General features: G+C 39.9%; 12 protein-coding genes and 1 tRNA gene. 3 read left to right on the top strand and 10 right to left on the bottom strand.

The genetic code is table 11. The features are described 5' to 3' along the window. Positions 1–544: 544 nt before the first annotated feature. Positions 545–1,405, top strand: coding sequence for a lipoyl synthase (gene lipA, locus Q8907_01245; protein ID MDP4272883.1), 861 nt, complete (start codon positions 545–547; stop codon positions 1,403–1,405). A gap of 44 nt (positions 1,406–1,449) precedes the next feature. Further along, positions 1,450–1,941 (top strand): 2-amino-4-hydroxy-6-hydroxymethyldihydropteridine diphosphokinase, encoded by a 492-nt coding sequence (gene folK / locus Q8907_01240; protein ID MDP4272882.1) that lies wholly within the window; start codon positions 1,450–1,452, stop codon positions 1,939–1,941. A gap of 107 nt (positions 1,942–2,048) precedes the next feature. Here the strand turns inward: folK and Q8907_01235 are convergent, their stop codons facing one another. The 10 genes from Q8907_01235 to Q8907_01190 all read right to left on the bottom strand — a co-directional run bounded on the left by Q8907_01235 (position 2,049) and on the right by Q8907_01190 (position 11,684). Continuing rightward, positions 2,049–3,650: a S41 family peptidase gene (locus Q8907_01235; protein ID MDP4272881.1), complete on the bottom strand. Its 1,602-nt coding sequence runs from the start codon at positions 3,648–3,650 to the stop codon at positions 2,049–2,051. Beyond that, positions 3,634–4,104 (bottom strand): dCMP deaminase family protein, encoded by a 471-nt coding sequence (locus tag Q8907_01230; GenBank protein MDP4272880.1) that lies wholly within the window; start codon positions 4,102–4,104, stop codon positions 3,634–3,636. The genes Q8907_01235 and Q8907_01230 overlap by 17 nt, the downstream gene beginning before the upstream one ends. Positions 4,105–4,143: 39 nt before the next feature. Then, positions 4,144–4,227: transfer RNA gene (locus tag Q8907_01225), tRNA-Leu, on the bottom strand. An 88-nt stretch (positions 4,228–4,315) separates the two neighbouring features. Beyond that, positions 4,316–6,103, bottom strand: coding sequence for a translation elongation factor 4 (gene lepA, locus Q8907_01220; GenBank protein ID MDP4272879.1), 1,788 nt, complete (start codon positions 6,101–6,103; stop codon positions 4,316–4,318). A gap of 172 nt (positions 6,104–6,275) precedes the next feature. Continuing rightward, on the bottom strand, positions 6,276–7,910 hold the full coding sequence (groL, locus tag Q8907_01215; GenBank protein MDP4272878.1) for a chaperonin GroEL: 1,635 nt from the start codon (positions 7,908–7,910) through the stop codon (positions 6,276–6,278). A gap of 88 nt (positions 7,911–7,998) precedes the next feature. Next, entirely contained in the window at positions 7,999–8,277 is a 279-nt protein-coding gene (locus Q8907_01210) for a co-chaperone GroES (GenBank protein MDP4272877.1), read from the bottom strand. 297 nt (positions 8,278–8,574) lie between these two features. After that, positions 8,575–8,982: a preprotein translocase subunit SecG gene (gene secG / locus Q8907_01205; protein MDP4272876.1), complete on the bottom strand. Its 408-nt coding sequence runs from the start codon at positions 8,980–8,982 to the stop codon at positions 8,575–8,577. Positions 8,983–8,993: 11 nt separating this feature from the next. After that, positions 8,994–9,842 carry a hypothetical protein gene (locus Q8907_01200; protein ID MDP4272875.1) on the bottom strand — a complete coding sequence of 283 codons (849 nt, stop codon included), beginning with the start codon at positions 9,840–9,842 and terminating at the stop codon, positions 8,994–8,996. A 36-nt stretch (positions 9,843–9,878) separates the two neighbouring features. After that, the gene (locus Q8907_01195; GenBank protein MDP4272874.1) at positions 9,879–10,382 is read right to left on the bottom strand and encodes an LptE family protein; all 504 of its coding nucleotides are present in this window, start codon (positions 10,380–10,382) and stop codon (positions 9,879–9,881) included. A gap of 48 nt (positions 10,383–10,430) precedes the next feature. Then, on the bottom strand, positions 10,431–11,684 hold the full coding sequence (locus Q8907_01190) for a sigma-54 dependent transcriptional regulator (protein MDP4272873.1): 1,254 nt from the start codon (positions 11,682–11,684) through the stop codon (positions 10,431–10,433). Positions 11,685–11,924: 240 nt separating this feature from the next. On the opposite strand from Q8907_01190, the gene kdsB reads away from it, so the two are divergent. Continuing rightward, positions 11,925–12,674, top strand: a complete 750-nt coding sequence (gene kdsB, locus Q8907_01185; GenBank protein ID MDP4272872.1) for a 3-deoxy-manno-octulosonate cytidylyltransferase — start codon at positions 11,925–11,927, stop codon at positions 12,672–12,674. Positions 12,675–12,686 lie beyond the last annotated feature (12 nt).

The raw sequence follows: 12,686 nt of genomic DNA, 5'->3' as shown, positions 1-12,686 counted from the left end.
TTTCCATAAAAAATTGATTGATAAAAATGATTGATTTAAAAAAGAAATAGAGTTGATGCGTTTTCCAATTTTGCCGTCCTTTCTATCCCCGCCTGTGGCAGAGAGTGGATATTTTGGTAAAAGCCTTTTGCGGTGTTTACAGTTGCACGACAATCCGTGATTTACATATGTTTCCCCATTAATCCCGGCAATCCGGGAATTTTAAAAGCTGAATGAAATACAAAAAGAACCTAAAAAGTTGCAAATGTAATAATATAGTATGCTGATTTCCAAATTTGATTTATTTGAAGTGATTTTCAGGTATTTGCTTTTATATTGCAACAGTTTTTATAGACAGGGGAGAGGCAAAGCATACGTTTGCTTAATTTCGTCCATCAGCTGAAAATTGCAAAATCAATATTTTCAACCCATTCAAAAGTATAAATTTAGTTTTATTCGTTGCCAATTGAATTTATTCTTTTAGAGAAAATCTCTCATAAAATGCCTTTAAATTTTTCGTTACTTTGCAAAGTTTTATCAGAGATAGTTTTAATATAGGGATTAAATGGAAATTAAGCGTAAGCCAGATTGGCTGAAGATCAGGATCAGTACCCACGGGGATTATCAGGCAGTAAACGAATTGGTTCAGAAGCACAGGCTGCATACCATTTGTGAGAGCGGCGACTGCCCCAATAAAGGGGAATGCTGGAGTCATGGCACTGCCACGTTTATGATACTGGGTAACATTTGTACCCGGGGCTGTAAATTCTGCAATGTGGCTACGGGTAAGCCCCTTCCGGTTAATCCTGCTGAACCTGAAGAAGTCGCTGAATCCATATCTGTGATGAAGCTTAAATATGCCGTTGTTACTTCGGTTGACAGGGATGATCTGCCTGATTACGGGGCATCATTCTGGGCTGAAGCCATCAGGGCCATTAAACAGAAAAATCCAACTACAAATTTGGAAGTACTGATCCCCGATTTTCAGGGTAATATGGACTATTTGCAGAAAGTGATTGATGCCCGGCCTGATGTAATATCCCATAATATTGAAACCGTGAGCCGGTTGACTCCATTGGTCAGAAGTAAGGCGCAATACAATAGCAGCCTGAAAGTTCTGGATTATATTTCAAAGTCCGGTATTGTTTCCAAGAGCGGGATTATGCTCGGGTTGGGCGAAACTGAAGCAGAAGTGCTTGAAACCATGGACGACCTCTTGGCTGCCGGTTGCCAGATTTTGACCATCGGACAGTACCTGCAACCAACGCGGAATAATTATCCGGTGATAGAATACATTACCCCGCAACAGTTCGAAAAGTTAAAGCAAATAGGAAAACAAAAAGGATTCAAATTTATTGAAAGTGCCCCTTTGGTCAGGTCTTCCTATCATGCTGAGAAGTTTTTGGAATCGGAACATAAGAATTGAAATTTAAAAAAGTGTTTTTGTAGTTCCTTTAGGGGATTTTGCTTATGTCTATTGCTTATTTACTTTTGGGCGGAAACCTGGGCGACAGGAAAGCCAATATGGAGAAGGCGGTAACTTTGCTGCAAACCAATGCCGGCGAGGTTATTGAAAAATCGTCATTGTACGAATCCGAGCCTTGGGGGTTTGATGATGTCCATGCTTTTTACAATCAGGCTGTGGCAATAGAAACATCACTTAATCCCTATGAGTTGCTTGACGAAATTCATATCATAGAAAATGAGCTTGGCCGTATCAGGCAATCTCAGCAATATGCATCCCGTACAATGGATATTGACATCCTCTTTTATGATAATAAAGTCATTGCCTCTGAACGGCTTACCATACCCCATCTTCAATTGCCCAACCGGCGTTTTGTACTCGAGCCGATGAATGAATTAAACCCTTCCTTGGTACATCCTTTATTGAATAAAAGTATGGCCCAGCTTTTGGACAATTGTCCGGATACAAAGCTGGTAAAGGCCATCATGGAGAATTAAAATCCCGTAAAGACTTTAAAATATATTTTCTTGGCAGGCAAATAACCGGATTTTGAGCGTTTGTCAGGGAAATAATATTTTTGACGGATTCCCTGTCGGGATAATTTTTATTTCTCTTTTGCAATCACACGTATAGCCCTCTGCAAAGTATTGTCAATGTTCATGATAATGGGATAAAATCCTTCATTATCAAGGATATTGCGTGCAATATAAGCGTTCAATTCAATTTTTAAGAGGTGCTCACTTTTTTTCAGGTCACCGTCTTTTTTACGGACGCCATTTTTTGCAGCATAAGCCATGAACTTTGGCAGTAAATTTTGCTTTTCCAGATAATTGTTCAGCGTCCTTGCATTTTTGTAAGGCAACAATTTATTTCTATTCTGATCGGTATAATCGAAGGCAAATTTATAGATTATACCCATATCCCTTACTTTTCCCAGGAAGGAGGTATATCCAACAGTGTCAAGAGGGACAAATACATCGGGCATGATGCCTCCACCTCCATAAACTATTCTTCCTTTAGGAGTCTTGTATTTTTTTGCCTTGGAGAAATGAATGCTGTCGGAAACTTCAAATTCCCCATGAGCATATCGTTTGTTCAAATCGTTGTAATAATCTTCTGTTCCGTTGCCATAAGGTTTTTGGATACAACGGCCGGTTGGGGTATAATACCGGGCAACCGTAAGCCTTATTGCAGATCCGTCGGGCAGTGTGGATTGTTCCTGAACAAGCCCTTTCCCGAATGAACGCCGTCCGATAATTACGCCCCTGTCATTATCCTGAATGGAGCCGGCAAGGATTTCGCTGGCCGAAGCAGACCATTCATCCAAGAGGATGACTAATTTGTCGTTTTCGCAAATCCCCCTGGATGTAGCATAAATATTTGTCCGCGGACTGGCTTTTCCCTGGGTGTAAACGATTAGTTTCTTGTTTTTCAGAAATTCATCGGCAATGCTGGTGGCAGCATCCAGAAAGCCTCCGCCATTTTCCCTCAGGTCAAGGATCAACCTGTTGCAGCCTTGTTTATGGAGTTGGTTCATGGCAGCAACAAATTCCTGGTGCGTGGTACGGGCAAACTTGCTTATTTTCATATAGCCGGTATTTTTGGTCACCATGAAAGAAGCATCCACACTGTAAAGAGGAATTAAATCCCTGGTGATGACGAAATCAATCAGGTGGCTTACCCTTTTCCTTTTAATGCTTACTTTCACTTTGGTACCCTGAGGCCCTTTCAGCAGTTTCATAATCTTGTCGCTAGACATTTTGACGCCGGCTACGCGCAGTCCGTTGATCTTTACAATCCTGTCGCCCGGCAATATGCCCAGTTTTGCAGAAGGCCCGTTAGGAACCGTCATAATCACGGCTACCGTATCACTCTGCATATTAAATTGAACTCCTATTCCGCTAAAATTGCCTTCCAGCGGCTCATTCATGGCTTCCAAATCTTTGGCCGGGATATATACCGAGTGGGGATCAAGGCTTTCAAGTATTGCATTGATTGCTTTTTCGGTCAGTGAATCTTTCGAAACCGGATCAACATATTGTTCCTGGATAAGGTTCAAAACTGTATTCAGCTTGTCCCCTTTTGCCAGGGATAAGCGCGTCCTTTCATCCTGATTCAGTTTAATACCGATTAAAATTCCAATAATCAACACCAATGCCAAAATCAAAGGCAGAAGGGCTGAGGATTTTTTATTTTGAATATTCATCTATTTGTGAATAATTAATTTGTACGATTTCGATATTGGCTCTTTCCAGCAATTTCAGTCCATCCTGATTATGATATCTTTCAAAATAAACTACCCTGGTTATGCCGGACTGAATGATCAACTTTGCACATTCCAGACAAGGGGAAGTTGTTACGTAAAGAGTAGCATTTTCGCTGGAATTATTCGATTTTGCGACTTTTGTGATGGCATTGGCTTCTGCATGAAGCACGTAGGGCTTGGTGCGGTTTTCTTCATCCTCGCAATTATTCTCAAACCCTGAAGGAGTTCCATTGTAACCATCGGATATGATCATCTTGTCTTTGACCAGCAAAGCACCAACCTGTTTACGTTTACAATAGGAATTTTGCCCCCAGATTTTTGCCATTTCCAGGTAACGTCTGTCAAACTGGAGTTGTTTTTCTTTATAGGGATAATCAATAAGTGATTTTTCCATTGTTAGAAATAATCATCATGATAAGGTAGGTAATAAAAGTACCCGGGGCCGGGGTCGAACCGGCACAGCATTGCTACCATTGGTGTTTGAGACCAACGCGTCTACCAATTCCGCCACCCGGGCTTTTAAAGAACGATTCTGGACTGCGAAGGTAAGAATTTTTTCATGAAACCAAATATTTTGAACCAATAAATTGAAATTTATGTTCAATTTAGTCGAGTTTCAGGACTGCAAGAAAAGCTTCCTGCGGGATTTCAACATTTCCTATCTGACGCATCCGTTTTTTGCCTTGTTTCTGTTTCTCCAATAACTTTCTTTTACGGGTGATATCACCTCCGTAACATTTGGCCAATACATCCTTGCGCACTGCCTTCACGGTTTCCCTGGCGATAATCTTAGCACCAATGGCAGCCTGGATGGCAATTTCAAATTGTTGCCGGGGGATGAGGTCTTTTAACTTGACGCAAATCCGCCGTCCGAAATCGTAAGCATTGTCCCGGTGAATCAGGGTGGATAAAGCATCAACCATTTCTCCGTTCAGCAGAATATCCAGCCTTACGAGCGTGGCCGGTTTATATTCTGAAACAGAATAGTCGAAAGATGCATATCCTTTTGATATACTTTTTAACTTATCGTAGAAATCAAATACAATTTCACTCAAGGGCATTTCGAAAGTCAGTTCGACCCTGTCGCTGGTGAGGTACACCTGGTTTTTTTGTATTCCTCTTTTCCCGATGCAGAGGCTCATAATGTTCCCCAAATATTCGGTTTTGGTGATGATTTCTGCATTGATATAGGGTTCTTCAATCCTGTCGACTACAGTTGGTTCGGGTAATCCCGAAGGATTATGAACATCAACAATTCCGCCCTGTGTAGTGTATACCTTATAAGAGACATTAGGAACTGTCGCAATGACATCCATGTTGAATTCGCGGTCGAGGCGTTCCTGGATGATTTCCATGTGAAGCATTCCGAGAAAACCGCAGCGGAAGCCGAAACCCAATGCAGCGGATGATTCGGGCTCGAAGGTCAGTGAGGCATCGTTCAGCTGCAGGCGTTCCATGGCCAGCCTCAATTCCTCGTAATCGTCAGCGTTGACGGGATATATACCGGCAAACACCATGGGTTTCACCTCTTCGAAACCGGCAATAGCCCGTTCGCATGGGTTTTCCACATGGGTGATGGTATCGCCCACTTTAACTTCCCTGGCACTTTTGATACCCGAAATAATATAGCCCACGTCGCCGGCTTCGAGTACCTGCCGGGGTGCTAATTTCAATTTTAAAACGCCGATTTCATCGGCAAGGTATTCTTTTCCGGTTGCAAAAAATTTCACATGCTCATTGGCACGGATCCTTCCGTTTTTAATTTTGAAATAGGCAATGATCCCGCGGAAAGAATTAAAGACTGAATCGAAAATCAGTGCCTGTAAAGGGGCGTCAGGATTACCTTTGGGAGGCGGTATTTTGGTAACGATGTCGTGCAAAATCCGGTCGACGCCCATTCCTGTTTTGCCGCTGGCTTCAATAATATCTTCGCGGTCGCAGCCAATCAGGTCGACAATTTGATCTTTTACTTCTTCGGGCATGGCGTTGTCCATGTCCATTTTATTCAGTACAGGAATAATTTCAAGGTTGTGGTCAATGGCCTGGTAAAGGTTTGAGATCGTTTGAGCCTGTATTCCTTGCGTAGCATCAACAATAAGCAAAGCTCCTTCGCAGGAAGCGATAGAACGGGATACTTCGTACGAAAAATCAACGTGACCGGGAGTATCAATCAGGTTTAGAATATAATTTTTCCCCTCGTAAAGATATTCCATCTGGATGGCATGGCTTTTAATGGTGATCCCTCTTTCGCGCTCCAGATCCATGTCGTCGAGGACCTGATCCTGAAAATCCCTCTCCTGGACAGTCTTTGTAGATTGCAGTAAACGGTCGGCAAGAGTGCTTTTCCCGTGATCGATGTGTGCAATGATGCAAAAATTCCTGGTATTTTCCATGTACAGTTTATGGATTAAAATTTAATAATACTAATGCAAAGATATTTATTTGTGCGGATAATTCAGCGGCAACAATGAAATGTACTGCAAACATTTTATAGCGGTCGAAACGAATGAAAGCAAAAAAGGCTGTCGCATCGACAGCCTTTTAAAAATTATAGGAAAAGTAATTTTACATCATTCCCATTCCGCCACCCATTCCGGGGTTACCCATCGGGGCAGGTTTTTCTTCTTCCTTTTCAGCCAATACGCATTCTGTTGTCAGGAACATGCCGGCAATAGAAGCAGCATTCTGAAGAGCTATACGGGCAACTTTGGTAGGATCGATAACACCGGCTTCATGCAGATTTTCGTAAACTTCAGTTCTTGCATTGAATCCGAAATCACCTGTACCTTCTTTAACTTTCTGAACAATTACAGCACCATCAAGACCCGCATTGGTTGCAATCTGACGGATAGGTTCTTCGAGTGCGCGTTTAATGATTTCAACGCCGGTTGCTTCGTCGTCATTTTCTGTTTTAACAGAATCTAATTCAGCAATGGCACGGATGAAAGCAACACCACCACCAGGGATGATGCCTTCTTCAACAGCAGCGCGGGTAGCATTTAAAGCATCGTTTACACGGTCTTTCAGCTCTTTCATTTCAACTTCAGAAGCAGCACCGATGTATAAAACAGCAACGCCACCGCTTAATTTAGCCAAACGTTCCTGTAATTTTTCTTTATCGTAGGTTGAAGTTGTATTTTCTATCTGGGTCTTAATCTGATTGACACGGGCTTTGATCTGAGCTTTGTCGCCGGCACCGTTAACGATAGTGGTTTTATCTTTGTCAATTGAAACTTTTTCGCAGGTACCCAGCATATCGAGTTGTGCATTTTCGAGTTTCAATCCTTTATCTTCGGAAATTACAGTACCACCGGTAAGGATAGCGATATCTTCGAGCATTTCTTTACGACGGTCACCGAAACCAGGAGCTTTTACAGCAGCAATCTTCAATGATCCTCTCAGTTTGTTTACAACCAGGGTGGCTAAAGCTTCACCATCAACATCTTCAGCAATGATCAACAGTGATTTGCCGTTTTGTGCAACCGGTTCGAGGATAGGAAGTAAATCTTTCATGGTCGAAACCTTCTTTTCGCAAAGCAAAATATAAGGATTTTCGAGCACTGTTTCCATCTTATCGGTGTCGGTTACGAAGTAGGGAGAGATATAACCGCGGTCGAACTGCATACCTTCAACAACTTCAACGGTAGTATCGGTGCCTTTGGCTTCTTCAACGGTGATAACGCCTTCTCTTCTAACCTTAGACATTGCTTCGGCAATCAGCTTACCAATTTCATTGTCATTATTGGCAGAGATGGTACCCACCTGTTCAATTTTTTTGATATCATCGCCAATGTTTTTTGACTGTTTCTTGAGGCTTTCCACAACAGTATCAACGGCTTTGTCGATACCCCGTTTTAAATCCATAGGATTAGCGCCTGCTGTAACATTCTTCAAACCTACATTGATAATGGATTGTGCCAAAACAGTAGCCGTGGTTGTTCCATCACCGGCATTGTCATTGGTTTTTGAAGCAACTTCCTTTACAATCTGAGCACCGATATTTTCAAAACGGTTTGTAAGTTCGATTTCTTTTGCAACGGTTACACCGTCTTTGGTTATCTGCGGGGTTCCGAATTTCTTGTCGATAACAACATTACGGCCTTTAGGACCTAATGTAACTTTAACTGCATTTGCCAAAGAATCAACACCTTTCTTAAGCAAATCACGGGCTTCAATATTAAATTTAATTTCTTTTGCCATTTTCAAAAATTTTAATGTTTTCTATAACTCACTAATTATTAGAACCGGATCTGAATTTAAAACCAGTTTGATAAAGTTGTTTGAATAATTATACGATAGCTAAAATATCACTTTGACGCATCATTAAATAATCATTATCTTCAACGGTTATTTCGGTACCGGCATATTTTCCGTAAAGAACCTTATCTCCAACCTTAACTTCCATTTTCTCATCTTTGGTTCCAGCGCCAACAGCTACTACTGTGCCTTTTTGTGGCTTTTCTTTGGCCGTATCGGGAATAATAATTCCACTTGCAGTTTTTTCTTCTGCTGCTTCTGGTTCAACGAGAACTCTATCAGCTAAGGGTTTTATTTTTAATTCTGACATCTTGTAAGTATTTTAAATTAGACAAAATTTTAGTTTAAACTTAAATTCACGTTAGGGGGTTAACATAATCTATGCCAAAAGGCAATTCCCTTTGCATGGATTAAGTAAACGGACATTTTTACATAAGGGAAAAAAATTCTTGTAAATAAAACTAAACTAAATTAATATAATTATTAATTGAACACTAATAAATTAGGCTAAAAAATTAGCTTTAATTTTTTCAGAAAAAAAATGTCAGTAAATTATGACATACTGACATTTTTTAGAATAAATATTTTAAGGTGTTCTTCTTTCCCTTTATTTACCTGTTGGTTGGGTTGCCCCTGGATTATTTGTGCTTCCTGCATTTGAACCCTGTGCAGCGTTCTGATTTTTTCCTGCACCGGCATTCTGTGAAGATGAGGTCGGAAAGTTAACGTTTTGACTTGGCACGGAGATATTATTGATCTGATCTTCAATGGCCGATTTGGTATCTTCTTTTGCTTTAGGTACTATAATTGTAGCCACCATACTTAGTATCATTAAAGCTGCACCTAAAGTCCATGTTGATTTTTCAAGAAAATCAGCTGTTTTTCTAACTCCCATAAATTGGTTAGAAGATGAAAAATTGGACGCTAAACCTCCACCTTTTGAATTTTGAACCAAAACGATTAAAATTAAAAGAATGCAGATGACAATAATCAAGGAAATTAATAGGATATACATATTATTTTAATTTATTGTTTTTTAGACTTTTGTTCAATCTCTTTTATAAGGCTTGCAAAGTAATCATTTTTTTCTGGAAATTTCAAACATAATTTCTTATAAACTGAAATTGCCTTGACAAATAATCCTTGCTGAGCATAAATTTTAGCCAATGTTTCAGTAACCAAATCTTCATTTTCCTGAACACTGTCAGCAGATATATCTTTGTTTTTAAGTTTTTCCTTTGAAGGAATTATTCTTGGATTACTTTTAATGAAGCTTTCAATTAAGTCGGAACTCTTAGTTTCTGAAGGATGTATTTCATCCAAAGGAATTGAGACAGGATTCATTTCACTCTCTGCCCCCTTGTTCCCCTTGCCTGATTCTAAAGAATAGCCCTGATATTCGAAGTCAAGAAGTTCCTTTTCTACTGAATCTTTTTTGACCGTTTGTTCTTCTTTTTCAGTTTCAGTAGGAGTTTCAACGGATTCCCCGGCTTGTTCAGAAGTACTTGTATCTTCCGAAGTTAATTCCGGTTCATTGCTGTTTTCGATTTTTTCAGCTGCTTCTTTCAGAACTTCTTTTTCTTCAGGTTGTTTTTTATCCTCTTCAATTTCTTTTTTAACTGTAATGGTTGAAGTGGGAATTCCGGAATCATTAAGCAGTTTGTAAAGAAGGATTCTGTTGCCTGCATAAAGCGAGGTAATCTTTAGCTTATCGTCGAGCTGAGGGTCAAGCATATTTTTCAAACACCTGGCCTTAAGAAGGTGAGCAACCTGAAAGTAAGGATATTGAACAAGCACCTCGTTTAGGGCATCAATGTCCGACGAGCCAAGCTGTTCATAATGAAGCAGATATTTTTTCAGGTCGTTACTATCCATTTTATTTGCTTCTGTGTTTATTCAAAGATAATATTTTTACCAATTTACAAAAGCTTTATTGAAAATATCTTCAGTAAGTTGATCAATAATATCAGTGAGAATAGACTTTTCAGCCTGATCAAGGCTCAATGATGAGTCGTAATCTTCATAACGGGTGAAACTTGTATCATAGTCAAGTTTGGAGTCTTTACTGTTTGTAAACTTAACATGTATGGTAACCGTCAACCGGTTTTTGGCAGCCTGGTTGGATCCTGTAATTGCCACCGGTGAAGTTGAGTAGTCCTTTACTTCTCCTTCGAAATTACAATCGCCCATGCCATTAACCAACTTCAGACTGGTCTGTGAGCGGATTTTATCTTTTAAAGCTTCAGTAAAAGTCTGACTAAAAGTAGGATTAACAATGAGTGCCCTGTTGGGAAAATATTGTACCGAGATGGTTTTCAACTCAGGGGAAATGGTTGCTCCTGTAAAGGAATAACATCCGCATCCCGACAATGCTGCCAGAAAAACGAATAATATACAGTTTCTTAAAGTGTTCATAAGCAAAATTAGAAAAGCAAAATTATAAAATTATTCCAGATTGGTGAATTATATTTTATATTCCTTAATTTTTCGGTATAAAGTCCTTTCTGAAATACCTAATTCTTCAGCAGCATTGCGGCGTTTCCCCTGGTATTTTTCCAGGGCTTTCCTGATGAGTTCTTTTTCCTTGTCCTCAATCAACAGGGATTCTTCAAGAATTTCCTCTGTATCCTGGATATTGGGATTCTGGTTCTGACTTTGATTGATTTTAAAATGATTATTTTCATTAAAATGATTATTTTCAATTTTCTCAAGATCGGGTTCTACATTATCGTAAAGCTTCTTTATGATTTGAGAATGATTTCCCTGGAAATCTATTTGATTGCTGTTTTTTTGCATCAGGTCAAGTACCAGTTTTTTCAGATCATTCATATCACTTTTCATATCGAAAAGTATCTTGTATAGTATTTCCCTTTCCGAGGCAAAGGTATCCTGATCCACAGTATGATTGTTGTATATGGCCGGAAGCTTTATGCTGTGGTAGTCGGGCAGATATTTCAGGAGAGTTTCCGCATTGATTTCTCTTTTTTGCTCTATTACGGAAATTTGTTCGGTGATATTTTTCAACTGTCTGACGTTTCCCGGCCATTCAAAATTTTCAAGCAGCCTTACCGCTTCGCCATCAAGAGTGATGGTAGGCATCCTGTATTTTTCAGCGAAATCAAGGGCAAATTTTCTAAACAGAAGGTGTATGTCTTCTTTCCTTTCTCTAAGGGCAGGAATAGAAATAGGTACGGTGTTTAACCGGTAATATAAGTCCTCTCTGAATTTTCCTGCTAAAATTGCCTGAGGCACGTCAATATTAGTTGCTGTAACTACCCTGACATTGGTTTTTTGGACTTTTGATGAACCTACCTTAAGAAATTCGCCCGTTTCCAAGACCCTCAATAATCTTACCTGCGTTGATAATGGCAATTCGGCCACTTCATCCAGAAAAATTGTTCCCCCGTCGGCCACTTCAAAATATCCCTTTCTGGTTTCCTGGGCACCTGTAAAGGAGCCCTTTTCATGTCCAAACAATTCGGAGTCTATCGTTCCTTCTGGAATTGCTCCACAGTTCACTGCAATGTACTGGCCATGTTTACGTGCACTGAATTGATGTATGATTTGTGGAAAAACTTCCTTGCCGGTACCGCTTTCACCCGTGATAAAAACCGACAAATCGGTGGAGGCTACCTGCACGGCAATGTCAATTGCCCTGTTTAATCCAATATGATTCCCTATTATGTTGAAGCGTTGTTTTATTTTCTGTGTATCCATATTTTATTGTTTCAACTAAAAATAATTTATTCCGAAAGCCCTGACTTTAAAACAAAAATCACAATATCCTGACAAAATTACATATAAATTTGCATTTTTGTCAGGTAAATACAAATTTCTTATTGGGATTATATACTTTTTTCTCCCAGCATACAACGAGGGTTGTAAATAAAAAAGTACTTTTGATGTTTTATTTCTTGAAGGATTTACAAAATTGTGACCAAAATTTAACCGGATAAGATGAATTTTATTGGAATCATACCTTCCCGATACGCTTCCACGCGTTTCCCGGGTAAACCTTTAGCTGACATCGGCGGCAAAATGATGATTCAGCGTGTTTATGAACAATCTTCAAAAGTTTTGCCATCGGTTGTGGTTGCTACAGATGACCAAAGGATTGAACAGGCTGTCAAAAATTTTGGCGGAAAGGTGGTCATGACCTCGCCCAATCACAGAAGCGGAACCGACCGTTGTTGCGAGGCTGTCAAAAATTTCGAAACCCTGTCGGGCCTGACTTTCGATGTGGTGATTAATATTCAGGGCGACGAGCCATTTATTCATCCCGAGCAGATCCAGGAACTGATGAGTTGTTTCGATGATGAAACCACTCAGATTGCCACTTTGGTTAAGGAAGTTGATGAAAACGAAGAAATTTTTGATGTTAACCTGCCCAAGGTCATTCTTAATAAAGATAGTGAAGCGATCTATTTCAGCCGTTCTCCAATTCCTTATGTGCGCAACGTGGAACAGGATAAATGGATGGAGAAGCATACATTTTTTAAGCATATTGGCATTTATGCGTACCGCCTTGATATTTTAAAGAAGATTACCCAATTGCCTCCTTCATCCCTGGAAATTGCCGAATCGCTTGAACAAAACCGCTGGCTTGAAAACGGGTATAAAATTAAAGTTGCTGAAACAGATTATGAAACAGTTTCAGTGGATACTCCGGATGATATTGAAAAAATGAAAAAACTGGGTTTGCTCTGATTTATTCGCAGA

This window comes from Bacteroidota bacterium (assembly GCA_030706565.1).
Lineage (GTDB): Bacteria > Bacteroidota > Bacteroidia > Bacteroidales > JAUZOH01 > JAUZOH01.
The sequence above is the reverse complement of the archived record's forward strand: the minus strand, read 5'-3'. Positions and strand labels throughout refer to the sequence as shown.